The organism is Arthrobacter sp. AB6 (genome assembly GCF_031844545.1).
Taxonomy (GTDB): domain Bacteria; phylum Actinomycetota; class Actinomycetes; order Actinomycetales; family Micrococcaceae; genus Arthrobacter.
In genome coordinates this window covers 21,132-36,314 of record NZ_JAUZVL010000012.1, presented here as the reverse complement: position 1 = coordinate 36,314, position 15,183 = coordinate 21,132, and the positions used below count along the sequence as shown (strand labels likewise).

Sequence of the window (15,183 nt, the reverse complement as noted above, 5' to 3'; positions counted from 1 at the left end):
CGTGACCCCAGGAGGCCCCCTTTGCCCGACCGCGACGCCGCAGCCTGGCCATGGATCCGCGCACGCCTGGCGGGAATGCGCGCCAGGCGTGACGGTGCTGGAACCCGGCCTAACGCCGTCGTGCGTACTGCCGTGGTCACGGATTCCGCCGCTGCCTTGCCGCCGGAGTGGGTGTCGGAGCTCAAAGGCACTGGAGTCCTGACCGTCATTGCCATGCCCGTGATGGTGGGGGAAGAGATCTATGGCGAGGGTGAAGACGAGATCTCCGAAAAAATTGCCCTGGCGTTGGCCAGCGGGACCTCCGTCAAGACCTCCCGGCCCTCGCCCGGCCAGTTCGAGCAGGCCTACCGTGCTGCCCGGCACAAGGGCTTCGAGGCGGTGGTCTCTGTCCATATCTCCGGTGACCTGTCCGGGACGGCGGATGCGGCCAGGCTGGCTGCGGCCAGGGTGGACATCCCGGTGGAGGTTGTGGACTCCCGGACCGTCGGCATGGCTCTGGGCATGTCCGTCCAGGCGGCAGTGGCAGCGGCGGCCGACGGCGGTGACGCTTCGGCCGTTGCCGCTGCCGCGACTGGCCAGGCGGGGCGGACGAAGGTGTACTTCTATGTTCCGAGCCTGGAGCAGCTGCGCCGCGGGGGCCGGATTGGTGCAGCCGCTTCTCTGTTGGGGACCATGCTGGCCATCAAGCCGATCCTGGCGGTTGATGGCGGCAGGATTGTGCCGCTTGAGAAGGTGCGGTCTGCTGCCAGGGCCGTTGCGCGGCTCGAGGAGATCGTTGTTGCCGATGCTTCCGGCCGGCCGGCTTCGGCCGTCAGCCTCGCCGTTCACCACTTTGGGAACGCCGACGAAGCGAAAAACCTGGCCGCGCGCCTGGCCTTGGCCTTGCCGGGCTGCCCGCCGGCCCAGACCAGCCCGCTTCCCGCTGTCCTCGCAGCCCACGCCGGCCTGGGCGTCCTGGCCGTGATCGTGGGGGAAGCGCGGACGGAAACGGACAGCCGTTCGGCAGGCCTTTCCACATAACGCATGCCTGACCTGTTGCCGCGCCCGGACGTTTCCCTAGCGTGGAGCTATGTCACGCCGGGACGCTGGAGAAGCAGGTGGTTCGGCGCGCCATGCCAGTAAACGCCTGCGGGCCGCCCTCGGGCAGCCACCCGCCGGCCTGCTCCTGAACGGTCACGGGCCCGAGCCCTTTGAGTACCGGGGACCGGCCGGGGACCCGCCGGGCGCCTCCCCGCATTCCCCGCCCGCCGGTTCCCGGCAGGACGTGGATCCTGCCGCCACCACTGCGGTGGGGCCGGCGCTCCGGTGGCGGCTGGGGCCGCGCCTCGCTCTGCTGCTGGGCATCCTTTCTGTTGCGGCGGGGGCATGGTTCTGGTGGCAGACGGGATCAGGCCGTCCGGAGACCCTGCCCCTCAGCGGCATCAGCCCTGGCAGCCCGGTGGCGGAAGGCGCCCCTGCAGGGGACCGGGAGAGCGGAGGCGGTCCTGAAGCTGCCACGGACGCCACCGGCGATGAATCCTCCGGATCGGTGGTGGTCCATGTAGCCGGGGCGGTGGCAAGGCCGGGCGTGGTTCAACTGCCTGCCGGAAGCCGGGTGCACGAGGCCGTCGCAGCTGCAGGAGGTGGGGCGCCGGGCGCTGACCTGAACCGCCTTAACCTTGCCCTCGCCGTGGAGGACGGCCAGAAGATCCATGTTCCGCGGGAAGGGGAGGCGGTCCCTGCGGCCGGGCGGGATGGCGCAGGCCAGGATGGCGGCAGCAGTGCAACGGCGGCCGAAGGAAAAATCAACCTCAACACGGCGGGGGTGGAGGAGTTGGATGCCCTGCCGAAAGTGGGCCCCGTCCTTGCCCGGCGGATCGTGGACTGGCGCAAGGAGCATGGGGCTTTCAAGAGCGTCGAGGAGTTGGATGCCGTGGACGGCGTGGGACCCAAGATGCTTGAAGCATTGCTGCCGCTGGTGACGGTATGAGAAGGCCCGGGTGAGCCGTGATCCCGATGGGTAGTGGCAGGAAGACCTCCCAAACGAGTCCCTGGAGCCGTTACGTGGAGTCCGCTGTGCAAGGCCCGTCTACTTCACCCGGCCCTGCGGGCGTCCGTCACGCAGGCGCCCGCCTTCCCGGGACCCGTGAAAATCCGGCGGTCCGTTCCGGCGGTGCTCCTTGCCGGCCCCCGACGCCGGGGGCTGCAATGCCCTTCCGGCACCGTGTCCTGGATCATTGGAGCCGGATCCTGGAGGGCGCCTGGCAGCGGGCAGTGAAGGGCGGTGCAGCGACGACCCCCCGCACTCCCGCTGAGGCCCCGCGCCGCCGCACCGACGTTCGCCTCACCCTGCCGGCAGCCACGGTGTGGGCTGCGTCCGTCGCTGGGCTGTGGCTGGCGCCCGCAGCCCTGGCAGTGGTGTGTTGCGGAGCGGTGGCCCTGGGGCTGCTCCTGCTGTTCCGCGCCGCCCGGCCCTGCGACCGACGGGCACCGGGAGTCGCGCCTACTCCCGTTCGGCGCAGCTTCCTGGCCACCAGCGCGGTAGCACTCTTCCTGGCTGCCGCCGCGGCAGCGCACTCGGCCGTCGCTTCCAGCCAGAGGTCTGAAGGTCCGCTCGCGGGGGCGGTTGCGTCCGGAAAATCGGTGGTAGCCGTGGTCGAAGTGGCAGGCGCCCCGCGCGCACTGGCGGCACCCGGCCAGGCCGGACCGACCGAGCGTTGGTCGGTGCCCGTCTGGACGCGGGACATCAGCACCGGCGGCGTCCTTCTCAGGACGCGTGCCCACCTTATTGTTATGGGCGGCCGGGACTGGGGAACCCTTGTGCCGGGCCAGCTGGTCCGCACCGCGGGAAAGCTTCGCCCTCCTGACCCGGGCAGGGAGGAAGCAGGCATCCTCACTGCTTCATCCCCGCCCGGGCGGCCCACCGAATCGCCGCTACTGCAGGGATCCGCCAAAGAACTGCAGGAACGGTTTGTTGCCGCAGCCTCTTTCCTCGCCCCCGATCCAGCGGGCCTGCTTCCCGGCATGGTCACGGGAGACACGAGCGTGCTGGATGAGGGCCTGGACAGCGCCATGAAAGGAGTAGGCATGACGCACCTGACAGCTGTCAGCGGGGCCAACTGCAGCCTCGTCCTCGGTGCATTGCTGCTGGCCTGCCGGAGCTTCCGCCTGCCACGCGTGCCGGCTGCTGTGCTGGCCGGGACCGGACTGGGCCTGTTCGTGGTGCTCGTGGGCCCCGATGCCAGCGTGCTGCGGGCGGCGCTGATGGGGGCTGTTGGACTAATCTCGCTGGCAGGCGGGCGGTCCGGCCGCGGGCTGAGCTTCCTCTGCGTGGCCGTAATCGCGCTGCTGCTGATCGACCCGGGGCTGGGGTCGAGCTTCGGGTTCCTGCTGTCCGTCCTGGCCACCCTGGGGATCATTATCCTTGGGCGCCGCATCATCGACTGGACGCCGGTGTCCATTCCGCGTTGGGCGGCCGCCGGGGTCGCAGTCCCATTGTCGGCGCAATTGATGTGCGGGCCAGTGACAGTGCTGCTGCAACCGCAGTTCGCAACGTACTCGCTGCTGGCAAATGTCATTGCTTCACCCCTGGTGGCTCCGGTGACACTTCTGGGGACGGCAGCCGTGCCCCTGGTAATTCCGGCGCCCTGGCCCGCCACAGCCCTGATCGCCGTGGCTGGCACCTTTAGCGCCGGCATTGCAGCTACGGTAAGGTTCACCTCACAGCTCCCGGGTGCATCACTTCCTTGGCCGGAGGGCGTCGCCGGCCTGCTCACCATGCTCTTCCTGTCAGCCGTCACGTTTGGAACGCTGTGGGCGGCGTCCCGTCCCCGCCGGGTCGCCGAATGCGTCCTGGCGTCCCATCGGCGCATTGTAGCCCTGATCGAAGCCCTTGAATCGGGACAAGGCAGTGCCGTGTGGCGCCCTGGCCTCAGGTCAGTGCCCGGTTCCAGCCGGCCCATGGTGCCACTGTCGCCAGCCGGCTTGGACCGGGCGGCCGGACGTGGCAGGCTGGAATACTCCACAAGACTTTCCGGAAGGAACCCACGATGGCCGCTGCGCAGAAGCGAGCAACCCGTTCCCCGGCATCGAATGCAGCCGCCTGGCTGGATGTGACGCCCGCTGCCGTGGTGCTGGTCAGCGGCCCGGAGGAGTACCTGGGCATCAGGGCAATGGACCGCATCCGTGCCCAGGTCCGGGCGGCGGCTCCGGACGTGGAGGTCAGCCGCATCAATGCGGCTGCCTATGAGCCGGGCACCCTGCTGATGCAGGTCAGCCCGTCGCTCTTCGGTGAAAGTAAGCTCATCGAGGTCGAAGCCGTCGAAGCCATGAATGACGCCTTCCTTGCTGACGCGCTTCGGTATGTAGAACACACGGAACCCGACGCTGTCCTGGTCCTCCGGCACGGCGGGGGAGTCCGGGGGAAGAAACTCCTGGACGCCGTCAAGAAGGGCGGCTGGCCCGTAGTTGACTGCCAGCCCCTCAAGAAGGACGCAGACAAAGTGGCTTTCGTGACGGCCGAGTTCAAGGCCGGCGGCCGCCGTATTGAGCAGGAGGCGGTGCAGGCCCTGGTCAACGCTGTCGGCGCAAACCTCTCGGAACTTGCGGCGGCGTGCAGCCAGCTGATCGCCGATGCCGGGACCACCGTGACGTCAGACATCGTGGACCGCTACTACGGTGGGCGCATCGAAGCGACGGCCTTCAAGGTGGCGGACGCGGCAATGGCCGGCAACGCTCCTTTGGCCCTGTCCACCCTCCGCCATGCCCTCGCCACCGGAGCGGACCCCGTTCCGCTTGTTGCCGCGCTGGCCGCAAAACTCCGGACCGTGGCGCGCGTTGCCGGGGCGTCGGGTTCCTCTGCCCAGATCGCCGCGGAACTGGGCATGCAGCCCTGGCTGGTGGAGCAGGCGCAGCGCGACGTCCGCCGGTGGACCCCGGACGGTCTGGTCCGGTCCATCCAGGCCACGGCCGAGGCGGATGCGCAGGTCAAGGGCCTTTCCCGGGATCCCGTGTATGCAGTGGAGCATGCGGTCACGGTGATCGCCATGTCCGTCCAGGGCCGCTGACTGTTCCTGCCTTGTCTTGGGGTCCATCCACCGGCCCCGGGGCCGTATGTCTGCGGCTTAAAGATGTGTGGCCGGTCCCCGAGCGGGACCGGCCACAACCATCAGTTCGGTTGAACTGGAAACCTTACAGTGCGTTGACCTTCTTGGAGATCGCCGACTTGCGGTTCGCTGCGTTGTTCTTGTGCAGAACACCCTTGCTGACAGCCTTGTCCAGCTTGCGGCTGGCAGTAACCAGGGCAGCAGCAGCTGCATCCTTGTCCGTGGACTCAACGGCGGTGTTGACGGCGCGGATGGCCGTCTTCAGCTCCGACTTGACTGCGTTGTTGCGCAGGCGTGCCTTCTCGTTGGTGAGGATGCGCTTCTTCTGGGACTTGATATTCGCCACGTGTGAACTCTCTTTTTAATGCGGAAATGGTCTAGAGGGCTTTCAGATTGGCCATTGACTGAGCGGCGTGGGGATACCTATGGCGGCCAACCATCAGTGGCCGTCGACCTGCACGGACACACAGCTACAAAGAATAGCAGGTCAGCGGCAGGGCTGGCCATTTCCGGGTTTACGTCCAGCCGTGTCGCCTGCGCAGTCCGGCCGCCACGGTATCGAAGCGCGCACGGTCCAGGACAGCACCCTCCCGCCGGATGCCGTCCGGCCGAAGCTGCACGATCCGGTCCAGCCGGGCTTCGCTGGCCCTGCCCTGCCGGTCCCAGGCGCCGGCGCCCAGGTCGACATAGTCCTGTGAGGTGGCAGCTTCGGGGACGCGGTCCCTGCTGGTGAGCATTACCCCCAGCAGGTAGCTGCCGCTGCGTCCAACTAGAAGCACTGGGCGGTCTTTGCCCTGGCTGTGGTCCTCTTCGTAGGGCACCCACGCCCATACCACCTCACCCGGATCCGGTTCACCATCGGGCCTCGGTGCGTAGCGGACGCTGAACCGGCCCTGGAAGTCCCCTGGATAGACGTCGCCAGCCGCGGGCGCCGCGCGGCCGTGGGAGGAGCCGGGGCCAGGCGCAGCGGAAGTCCTGGCGGCGTCACGCAGTGCCCGGAGGCCTGTCCTGACGGCATCCTGCAGTGAGCGGAGATTGAGAACCATTCAGCAAGCCTATAGCCGCGCCCGGCGCAGGAGGGTGAAGGCAGGAGCTCCGCTCAGGATGCGGCGGCGCGGTCCCTGACGTGGGACACTGGAGGTTGAAAATGTGCGGTCGGGCCGCAGCGTGCCCTCGGCGCGCCCTGCCTGGTTGCGCAAAGCCGTCAGTGAATGCCAACAGTAAGGACCCTGCGTGTCTCCCATGGCCCGCACCGCCCCGGTGCCCGCCGCGACAGATCCGGCCATTATTCGGAATTTCTGCATCATCGCGCACATTGACCACGGTAAATCCACCCTGGCCGACCGGATGCTGCAGTTCACCGGAGTGGTCCAGTCCCGCGACATGAAGGCCCAGTACCTGGACCGGATGGACATCGAACGCGAGCGTGGCATCACCATCAAGTCCCAGGCCGTCCGCATGCCCTGGGAGCTGGATGGCGTCAGCTACGCGCTGAACATGATCGACACCCCCGGACACGTTGACTTCACCTACGAGGTCTCCCGTTCCCTGGCGGCCTGCGAGGGAGCAATCCTCCTGGTGGATGCGGCACAGGGCATTGAGGCGCAGACCCTTGCCAACCTTTACCTGGCGATGGAAAACAACCTGACCATCATCCCGGTCCTGAACAAGATCGACCTTCCGGCGGCGCAGCCTGAGAAGTACGCGGCTGAACTTGCCAGCCTGATCGGCGGCGAACCGGAGGACGTGCTGCGGGTATCGGGAAAAACCGGCATGGGCGTGGAAGCGCTGCTGGACAAAATCGTCCGCGACCTGCCGGCTCCCCAAGGTGATGCCAATGCCCCGGCCCGCGCAATGATTTTCGACTCCGTCTACGACACCTACCGCGGCGTGGTCACGTATGTCCGCGTGGTGGATGGCATGCTGCACCCCCGCGAACGCATCCAGATGATGTCAACGCGTGCCACGCACGAACTCCTTGAGATTGGCGTGAGCTCCCCGGAGCCGACGCCCTCGGAGGGCCTCGGCGTCGGCGAGGTGGGATATCTCATCACCGGGGTAAAGGATGTCCGGCTGTCCAAGGTCGGCGATACCGTCACCAACCTCGCCAAGCCGGCTGCTGAATCCCTGCCCGGCTACGCCGATGCCAAGCCGATGGTCTTCTCCGGCCTGTACCCGCTGGACGGGACGGACTACCCGGTGCTGCGCGATGCACTGGAAAAGCTGATGCTCAACGATGCCGCCCTGGTTTACGAGCCGGAGACCTCCGCTGCGCTGGGTTTCGGGTTCCGGGTGGGCTTCCTGGGCCTGCTCCACCTGGAAATCACCCGCGAGCGGCTCGAACGCGAATACAACCTGGACCTGATTTCCACGGCCCCCAATGTGGAATACGAGGTGACGCTGGAGGACAAGAAGGTGGTCCACGTGACCAACCCCAGCGAATACCCGTCCGGCAAGATCTCCGAGGTCCGCGAGCCGATGGTGGCGGCCACCATCCTGGCGCCGAACGAATTCGTCGGTGCCATCATGGAGCTGTGCCAGAGCCGCCGCGGCGTCATGGGAGGAATGGATTACCTGTCCGAGGACAGGGTGGAAATCCGGTACCGCCTGCCGCTCGCCGAGATTGTGTTCGACTTCTTCGACATCCTCAAGTCCAAGACCCGCGGCTACGGCTCGCTCGACTGGAAGGCAGACGGCGACCAGGTGGCGGACCTCGTCAAGGTGGACATCATGCTCCAGGGCGAACAGGTGGATGCCTTCTCCGCCATCACGCACCGCGACAAGGCCTACGCCTACGGCGTGATGATGACCACCAAGCTGCGCGAACTCATTCCGCGCCAGCAGTTCGAGGTGCCCATCCAGGCGGCCATCGGCTCCAGGATCATCGCCCGGGAAAGCATCCGCGCCATCCGCAAGGACGTCCTGGCCAAGTGCTACGGCGGTGACATCTCCCGTAAGCGCAAACTGCTCGAGAAGCAGAAGGAAGGCAAGAAGCGCATGAAGATGGTGGGACGCGTTGAGGTCCCCCAGGAAGCCTTTATCGCCGCGCTCACCACGGATGAGTCCAAGGACAAGGCCAAGAAGTAGTGGTCACAGCGGCCGGCGCCACCGGAGGCCCCTGCAATGCCTAGCACTCTTCCCCTCGGCGACCCGGTGCCGTCGGACGGTCTCCTGCCTTCGCAGGCAGCCGACGGTGCTGCGGGCCGGGCGTTCGGACTTTACGTCCACATTCCGTTCTGCGCCGTCCGCTGCGGCTACTGCGACTTCAACACCTATACCGCCACGGAGCTCGGCGGCGGCGCCTCGCAGGACGCCTATGCCGCAACCGCCGCCTCCGAAGTGTCCCTGGCAGCCAAGGTTCTGGCGGAATCAGGGCTTCCTGCGCGCCCGCTCAGCACGGTGTTTTTTGGCGGCGGCACACCAACCCTGCTTCCCGCCGGGGACCTCGCCCTGATCCTGCGGCGCGCCATAGGAGAGTGGGGAATCGAGGACGGCGCCGAGGTCACCACGGAGGCGAACCCGGACTCCGTCACCCCTGAATCACTTGCCATCCTGAAGGAAGCCGGCTTCACCCGAGTCTCCTTCGGCATGCAGTCTGCAGTGCCGCACGTCCTCAAAGTGCTTGACCGGACCCACACCCCCAGCCGTGTCCCGCAGGTTGTGCAGTGGGCCCGGGACGCCGGACTGGCTGTGAGCCTGGACCTCATCTACGGCACGCCGGGGGAGTCCCTGGACGACTGGCGGTACTCCCTGGAGACGGCGCTGTCGTATCAGCCGGACCACATCAGCGCCTACGCGCTGATCATCGAGGAGGGCACCAAGCTCGCCGCCCAGATCCGCCGTGGCGAAGTTCCAGGGATCGACGACGACGACCACGCCGACAAGTACGAGCTCGCCGACGACCTCATCACCAAAGCAGGCCTGGGCTGGTACGAGGTCAGCAACTGGGCCCGCACGCCGGAGCAGGCGTGCCGCCACAACCTCGCTTACTGGCGCGGTGACGACTGGTGGGGGATCGGGCCCGGCGCCCACTCGCATGTGGGCGGCGTGCGGTGGTGGAACGTCAAACACCCCACGGCCTACGCCGGACGCCTCGCGCAGGGTGTGTCACCGGCGGCCGGCAGGGAAACCCTGGACCAGGAGACCCGGGGCGTCGAGCGTGTGATGCTCGAGGCCCGCCTCCAGTCCGGCCTCGAAGTGTCGTCGCTGGGCCCGGAAGGACGGCATGAGGTTGCCGGGCTGATCGCGGACGGCCTGGTGGATCCTGCTGCCGCTTTCAGGGGCAGGCTGGTCCTCACCCTCAAAGGCAGGCTGCTGGCAGACGCGGTGGTCCGCCGGGTCCTGCCGGCCTGACCGCACCAAGCAACGCGGGGCCACTTCCCGCCCGATATCCTTGCCGGATTGGGACGGAAGTGACCCCGTGTTGTTCGTGACGGTTACTTGATCCAGCGCAGGTTGTACTGATAGCGGTGCGGCTGGCCACGGTTGACATGGATGCCGGCCGCCACCGAAAAGCAGGTGAGCGCAATCCAGATGAGGGTGGCAATAACGGCGAAGACGTTGCCGATCACGGGGACGAAGACCACCAGGATGTTCGCCACCAGGGCAGCAATGGTGGGCGGGAGGCTGAAGTTCAGGGCTTCCTTGGATTCCTGCGCCGTGAAGGGGCCGCGGTCCCGGAAGATCAGGTAGATCAGCAGCGACGGAACGCAGCCCAGGATGCCCCCGAAGTGCGCCATGGTGGCCCATTGCCGGTCTTCGCTGGCCGTCAGGGGCAGCGCATTCGCGGGAACGCCGTGGTACTCCGAACGGCCCTGGCCGCCCGGGCTGTCCCTGTGATCGCGTGCGTTTTCTGCCACAGTCTGTTCCTTCTGAAGTGCAATGGTGCCGGCTAAGAAAGCTTATTGGGTGTGCCGGGCCTGCAATGTTGCAGGATCCGCAATACCAAGAATACTTGGTACCGGCCCCATATCCGGCCCGGAATGCTTACGCCGGGCAGAGCCGTCCTTCAGGGCACGGTGAGGAAGTCGATGACTTCCTCGACCCTGCCCAGCAGGGAAGCTTCCAGGTCCGCGTACGAGCGGACGGCGCCGAGCAGTTTCTGCCAGCCAAGCCCGATGTCTTCCTTTGTGGCATGGGGCCAGCCGAACGCTGCGAGGATCCCGGTCTTCCAGTCCTGCCCGCGGGGCACTACCGGCCACTGCTCAATGCCCAGGACGGCGGGCCGGATGGCCTGCCACACGTCCACGTAAGGGTGGCCCACAATCAGGACGTTCCCCGCAGCACCCGGCGAGGCCATGACGGCGTCCGCAACGCGGGATTCCTTGGAATCCGGCACCAGGTGGTCCACCAGGACGCCCAGGCGCCTGCCCGGTCCCGGCCTGAACTCTGCAACTGCCGCCGCCAGGTCATCAATGCCGTGCAGGGGTTCGACGACGATGCCTTCCACGCGCAGGTCGTCTCCCCAGACCTTTTCCACCAGTTCGGCGTCGTGCTTTCCTTCCACCCAGATGCGGCTGGCCTTGGCCACCTGTGCCCGGTGGCCGGCCACCCGGACGGACCCGGAGGCGGTCCGGCCGGGTCCGGCAACGGCACCGGCGGCCTGCCGCGGGGCCGGGGGCAGGAGCTTAATGGCCTGGCCTTCGAGGAGGAACCCGAAACCAAGCCGGAAGGACCGGGATTTTCCGCGCCTGTCCTCCAGGGCGACCACGTGCATGCCGCCGGATTTTTCCACCCGGGTCACGGCGCCCACCCAGCCGGACTGGACATCCTCAAGCACCATTCCCCGTTCAACGGGAACCTCGGGCAGTTCAGTTTTTGCGGGAGCGGACAAGTCGCGTGGGCCCCAGTTCTGGTACTGCATGGTTTCACTCCGCCTAGCGTTCGGTCACAGGTCCGGATTTTCGCCCGGAGCGGTACCAATGCTAGCAACGGCGGGAGTCATAATAGACTGTTAGCACTGAGGCATGTCGAGTGCTAACCCTTGAGGTGGCACAGCGCGGGCGGCGCGTCCGCCCGAACCCTGGATGGAGGTGGAGTATGAGCGAGCCACGCAAACTTGAAGTGCTGCGTGCAATCGTGGAGGACTACGTCCATTCCCGGGAACCCGTGGGTTCCAAGGCCCTGGTGGAGCGGCACCATCTCGGTGTGTCCAGCGCAACGATCAGGAACGATATGGCCGCCCTGGAGGAAGAGGGCCTGATCACCGCTCCGCACACCAGCGCCGGGCGTATCCCCACTGACAAGGGTTACCGGCTCTTCGTGGACCAGATCTCGGCCGTCAAACCCCTGTCCCAGGCTGAGCGCAGGGCCATCCAGTCGCTGCTGGAAGGGTCTGACGACCTGGACGACGTTCTTGACCGCACGGTCCGCCTGTTGTCGCAGCTGACCAACCAGGTTGCCGTGGTCCAGTATCCGCACCTCAGCCGGGCACTGGTCCGCCATATCGAGTTCGTCCTCCTCGCACCGCGTAAGGTGCTGGTGGTGCTGATCGCGAACAGCGGCAAAGTGGAACAGCGCGTTATCGACGTCGGCCAGGACCTGGGGGACGACGCCCTCGCCACCCTGAGGGCACGGTTCCTTGGCTCCCTTGCCGGCACTCCGCTGAGCCAGCTCGCGCAGTCCCTGCCGGCAGTGGTGGCCACCGCCGGCCCGGGGCAAAGGCAGGCGGCCCAGGCCCTCGCCGTCGGCCTCGAGGGCCTGGCCCAGAGCAGCCGGGAGGACCGCATGGTCATGGCGGGCACCGCCAACCTTGCGCGGTCCAACGTGGACTTTCCGCTCAGCATCGGACCGGTCCTGGAAGCGCTTGAGGAACAGGTGGTCATGCTGCGCCTGCTAAGCGAAATGGCGCAGGACCATCGCGGGGTGGCCGTCAGCATCGGCCGCGAGAATCCCTACGACGGCCTGGCCGAGGCCTCCGTCGTTGCCACAGGGTACGGACCGGACCACGTTGCGAAAATTGGTGTCCTGGGACCAACCAGGATGGATTATCCCACCACCATGGCCGCAGTCAGGGCCGTTGCCCGCTACCTTTCGCGGATCCTGGGACCCTGACGTTTTCCCGTCCCCGGGCATGCAGAGCATTTTCCGCAGTCCAACTGCAGGCAGTACAACAAGGAAGAGATACAAACTTTGAGCAGCCACTACGACGTCCTTGGAGTCTCACCGGAGGCCACGGGAGAAGAGATCAAGAAGGCCTACCGCAAACTGGCGCGCACCCTTCACCCGGACGTCAACCCCGGTGAAGACGCGTCGGACCGCTTCAAGGCCGTGACCCACGCCTACGAGGTTCTGTCGGACCCGCAGAAGCGCCGTGTCTACGACACCACCGGCAACGAGAACGGCACGGACAACGGCTTCGGCGGAGGCGGCTACGCCGGCCAGGGATTCGCGTTCCAGGACATTTTCGACACGTTCTTCGGCGCCGGCGGAACAACCGGCCCGGCTTCCCGCGTCAGGCGCGGCCAGGACGCGCTCATCAGTGTCCGCATCGAACTCCGCGACGCTGTCTTCGGCGTCAACAAGAAACTCGAAGTGGACACGGCCGTCACGTGCCCCACCTGCGAAGGTTCCTGCTGCCGGCCGGGAACCCATCCGGAACGCTGCGACATCTGCGGCGGCAGCGGCCAGGTCCAGCGGGCCGTGCGCTCCATCCTGGGACAGGTCATGACCGCCGCCCCGTGCGGTACCTGCGAGGGCTTCGGCACCGTCATCAAGGACCCCTGCAATGAATGCAGCGGCCAGGGACGCGTCCGCAGCCGCCGTTCGCTGACCATCAAGGTTCCGGCCGGCGTAGCCACCGGAACCCGCATCCAGCTCTCCGGCCAGGGCGAAGCAGGTCCGGCCGGCGGCCCCGCCGGCGACCTCTACGTCGAGATCCGCGTGAACAACGACGCCACCTATGTCCGTGATAACGACGACCTCCACGCAACCCTGCACATTCCCATGACCGCTGCCGCACTGGGCACCGAGGTGAGCCTGGAAACGTTCGACGGACCGCAGGAAATCGACGTCAAGCCCGGCACCCAGTCCGGCGAGATCATCACACTTCGCGGACTTGGCGTGACCCACCTTCGCGGGTACGGGCGCGGCGACCTGAAAGTGCACCTCCAAGTCGAGACTCCAGCCAAACTCGACGCCGCGCAGGAGGACCTCCTGCGTCAGCTTGCCAAGATGCGCGGCGAGCAGATCACCGAGGGCAAGCTTGCAGCCAGCGGGGGCATGTTCGCCAAGCTCCGGGACCGGCTCGGTAACCTGTAGCGGTGAGCAATCCGGTCTTTTTCACCCCTCCCGGTTCCCTTGACCAACTGGTGGCGGGAGACGTCTTTGTCCTGGATGGGCCGGAGGCGCGGCACGCCGTCACAGTGAAGCGGCTTGCCCCCGGCGAGTCCGTTGACATCGTGGACGGCGCCGGGACCCGTATGAGCGGAAAGGTGGTTGCGGCCTCCTCCTCCGGGCTGGGTGTTGAGTGTGCTTCCCTTGCTGTTGAGCCGCAACCGGGGACCAGGCTGGTGCTGGTACAGGCACTGGCGAAGGGCGACCGCGACGAACTTGCCATCGAGACGGCAACTGAACTCGGGATCGACGCCGTCATACCCTGGCAGTCCGAACGGTCCATCGTCCGGTGGAAAGGCGACCGGGCCGCGAAAGCCCACGCCAAATGGCAGTCCGTGGTCACGGCAGCAGCGAAGCAGGCGCGCCGCGCGTGGGTTCCCGAGGTGCGGCCCGCCGTCGACACCGCCGCGCTGGCCGCCCTCGTGGAGGCTGCAGGGCTTGCCGTGATCCTGCATGAAGACGCGGTTCGCCCCTTGCGGACCGTGCTGGAAGCATGGCAGCGCGGCGGAACCTCAACGGAGCCCCGCGAAGTCCTCCTGATCGTTGGGCCGGAAGGCGGAATCAGTCCTCGGGAAGTAACCCGGCTGTGCGGCAAAGGTGCCGTCACGGCCCTGCTGGGGCACCATGTGCTGCGCTCATCCACCGCCGGCCCCGCCGCCGTCGTGCTTGCCAGCGACGTCCTGGGCCGCTGGGCGGCGCATAGTGCCGAACCTGCGGGTTGAGCAGGGCGCTAACGCTGCAGGGTGCAGGCTAGCGGACTTTGAAAGCCCGCGAGTCCTCGTTCTGGTCCGGCTGCCCGTCCGCGCCGGCCTGGGCCACGCGCAACTCGTAGTCGCCGGCAGGCAGCGTGAGGGCCAGCGTAAAGACCCCTCCCTGACCGGGCTGGGCGGACGCTGTTGTTTCACCGGTGAGGAACGGTGCCTTGCTGCCATCCTGCTCCGCCCGCTGGATCTGCCAGCGCAGCTTGCTGCCGGCCAGGGTGCTGCGGCCAGTGATCTTCACGCTTCCGTCGGCAATTTCCACATTTTCCTGCGGATCGATGATCCAGACGGGCGCCACCATGCCCGCGCCCCTCGTCATAAGGTCACCCAGCTGGACGTGGTCGAAAGCAACGTAGTCCGTGTGCCCATCCACCAGGATCCGCACCCGGATCTGCTGCCCGGAATCGATGAGTCCGGAGCTGGCCGCAGCGGCCGTGGCCGTATAGACAAGCTGCTGGACGGCACGGGCCGCCATGTCGGCGTCGAGGTTGCTGTTGAACGCGTCCTCGGACACGTCCACCGTAATAACGTCTTTGCCGGAAATCGAGGTGGCCAGCTTGCTGGGATTCTGCCAGGGGGTGAAGAAGTCCGGGTCAAGCGGCTTATCCTTCATCATCGCCCGGAGGGCACGCGTCACGGGGTTTTCCTGCTCCGGCACGTCCCGGAACTCCCGGTAGAGGAATACGTTGCTGCCGGTGCGGCCAATCCAGTACACCGGCGCCTTGTTGGAGGACTGCGTGGTTTCAAGCGGGGCGCTGGTGGATGGCGCGGTGCCGGTGGCGGCAGGTCCGGAGTTCAGGAGGCCGGTGGGTGCAGGATTCGGCTCGGCCAGGCACCCAGCCAGGAGCGGGCCCACTGCCAGGACCACCGCGAGGACCGCAGGGCGCGCACGGCCCCGGCGTCGTCCTGCCCTCAGGGGCGCAGCAGATTCCGGCACGTTCGGTTGCCTGTCCTTTCGCGAATGGGCCGCTTCCGGGCGGCGGTATTCCAGCAATGAAGCTTGA

General features: G+C 66.9%; 14 protein-coding genes. 9 read left to right on the top strand and 5 right to left on the bottom strand.

Annotation, left to right across the window (positions count from 1 at the left end; translation table 11 throughout):
- Window positions 1-21 precede the first annotated feature (21 nt).
- The 4 genes from Q9R30_RS11240 (at window position 22) to holA (ending at window position 5,045) form a co-directional block, all read left to right on the top strand.
- Window positions 22-1,020 carry a DegV family protein gene (locus tag Q9R30_RS11240; protein WP_104998026.1) on the top strand — a complete coding sequence of 333 codons (999 nt, stop codon included), beginning with the start codon at window positions 22-24 and terminating at the stop codon, window positions 1,018-1,020.
- 49 nt (window positions 1,021-1,069) lie between these two features.
- On the top strand, window positions 1,070-1,969 hold the full coding sequence (locus tag Q9R30_RS11235; RefSeq protein ID WP_311217633.1) for a helix-hairpin-helix domain-containing protein: 900 nt from the start codon (window positions 1,070-1,072) through the stop codon (window positions 1,967-1,969).
- A 218-nt stretch (window positions 1,970-2,187) separates the two neighbouring features.
- Window positions 2,188-4,095 carry a ComEC/Rec2 family competence protein gene (locus Q9R30_RS11230; RefSeq protein WP_311217632.1) on the top strand — a complete coding sequence of 636 codons (1,908 nt, stop codon included), beginning with the start codon at window positions 2,188-2,190 and terminating at the stop codon, window positions 4,093-4,095.
- On the top strand, window positions 4,029-5,045 hold the full coding sequence (gene holA / locus Q9R30_RS11225; protein WP_311217631.1) for a DNA polymerase III subunit delta: 1,017 nt from the start codon (window positions 4,029-4,031) through the stop codon (window positions 5,043-5,045). Before Q9R30_RS11230 ends, holA begins: the two co-directional genes overlap by 67 nt.
- 124 nt (window positions 5,046-5,169) lie before the next feature.
- Here holA and rpsT read toward each other — a convergent pair whose 3' ends face one another.
- Together rpsT and Q9R30_RS11215 are read right to left on the bottom strand one after the other, a co-directional pair.
- Entirely contained in the window at window positions 5,170-5,430 is a 261-nt protein-coding gene (rpsT, locus tag Q9R30_RS11220; RefSeq protein ID WP_056739236.1) for a 30S ribosomal protein S20, read from the bottom strand.
- A 169-nt stretch (window positions 5,431-5,599) separates the two neighbouring features.
- Window positions 5,600-6,130, bottom strand: a complete 531-nt coding sequence (locus Q9R30_RS11215) for a type II toxin-antitoxin system PemK/MazF family toxin (RefSeq protein ID WP_311217630.1) — start codon at window positions 6,128-6,130, stop codon at window positions 5,600-5,602.
- 187 nt (window positions 6,131-6,317) lie between these two features.
- On the opposite strand from Q9R30_RS11215, the gene lepA reads away from it, so the two are divergent.
- Both lepA and hemW read left to right on the top strand, forming a co-directional pair.
- The gene (gene lepA / locus Q9R30_RS11210; RefSeq protein WP_311217629.1) at window positions 6,318-8,171 is read left to right on the top strand and encodes a translation elongation factor 4; all 1,854 of its coding nucleotides are present in this window, start codon (window positions 6,318-6,320) and stop codon (window positions 8,169-8,171) included.
- A 36-nt stretch (window positions 8,172-8,207) separates the two neighbouring features.
- Window positions 8,208-9,437, top strand: coding sequence for a radical SAM family heme chaperone HemW (gene hemW, locus Q9R30_RS11205; protein ID WP_311217628.1), 1,230 nt, complete (start codon window positions 8,208-8,210; stop codon window positions 9,435-9,437).
- Window positions 9,438-9,520: 83 nt separating this feature from the next.
- Here the strand turns inward: hemW and Q9R30_RS11200 are convergent, their stop codons facing one another.
- Window positions 9,521-9,943 (bottom strand): DUF4870 domain-containing protein, encoded by a 423-nt coding sequence (locus tag Q9R30_RS11200; protein WP_104998019.1) that lies wholly within the window; start codon window positions 9,941-9,943, stop codon window positions 9,521-9,523.
- 149 nt (window positions 9,944-10,092) lie between these two features.
- Window positions 10,093-10,947 (bottom strand): DUF3097 domain-containing protein, encoded by an 855-nt coding sequence (locus tag Q9R30_RS11195; protein WP_311217627.1) that lies wholly within the window; start codon window positions 10,945-10,947, stop codon window positions 10,093-10,095.
- Between the two features lie 176 nt (window positions 10,948-11,123).
- Here Q9R30_RS11195 and hrcA point away from each other — a divergent pair, with 176 nt between their 5' ends.
- The 3 genes from hrcA (at window position 11,124) to Q9R30_RS11180 (ending at window position 14,140) form a co-directional block, all read left to right on the top strand.
- On the top strand, window positions 11,124-12,137 hold the full coding sequence (hrcA, locus tag Q9R30_RS11190) for a heat-inducible transcriptional repressor HrcA (protein ID WP_311217626.1): 1,014 nt from the start codon (window positions 11,124-11,126) through the stop codon (window positions 12,135-12,137).
- Between the two features lie 78 nt (window positions 12,138-12,215).
- Window positions 12,216-13,343 (top strand): molecular chaperone DnaJ, encoded by a 1,128-nt coding sequence (dnaJ, locus tag Q9R30_RS11185; protein WP_104998016.1) that lies wholly within the window; start codon window positions 12,216-12,218, stop codon window positions 13,341-13,343.
- A gap of 2 nt (window positions 13,344-13,345) precedes the next feature.
- Entirely contained in the window at window positions 13,346-14,140 is a 795-nt protein-coding gene (locus Q9R30_RS11180) for a 16S rRNA (uracil(1498)-N(3))-methyltransferase (protein ID WP_104998015.1), read from the top strand.
- Window positions 14,141-14,168: 28 nt separating this feature from the next.
- On the opposite strand, the gene Q9R30_RS11175 is transcribed toward Q9R30_RS11180, so the two are convergent.
- On the bottom strand, window positions 14,169-15,116 hold the full coding sequence (locus tag Q9R30_RS11175) for a GerMN domain-containing protein (RefSeq protein WP_104999744.1): 948 nt from the start codon (window positions 15,114-15,116) through the stop codon (window positions 14,169-14,171).
- Between the last annotated feature and the right edge of the window lie 67 nt (window positions 15,117-15,183).

Coding starts and splice junctions, on each gene's coding strand:
- Q9R30_RS11215 (WP_311217630.1), bottom strand. CDS start 6,130: ATGGTTCTCAATCTCCGCTCACTGCAGGATGCCGTCAGGACAGGCCTC.
- holA (WP_311217631.1), top strand. CDS start 4,029: ATGGCCGCTGCGCAGAAGCGAGCAACCCGTTCCCCGGCATCGAATGCA.
- hemW (WP_311217628.1), top strand. CDS start 8,208: ATGCCTAGCACTCTTCCCCTCGGCGACCCGGTGCCGTCGGACGGTCTC.
- Q9R30_RS11235 (WP_311217633.1), top strand. CDS start 1,070: ATGTCACGCCGGGACGCTGGAGAAGCAGGTGGTTCGGCGCGCCATGCC.
- Q9R30_RS11195 (WP_311217627.1), bottom strand. CDS start 10,947: ATGCAGTACCAGAACTGGGGCCCACGCGACTTGTCCGCTCCCGCAAAA.
- hrcA (WP_311217626.1), top strand. CDS start 11,124: ATGAGCGAGCCACGCAAACTTGAAGTGCTGCGTGCAATCGTGGAGGAC.
- Q9R30_RS11230 (WP_311217632.1), top strand. CDS start 2,188: ATGCCCTTCCGGCACCGTGTCCTGGATCATTGGAGCCGGATCCTGGAG.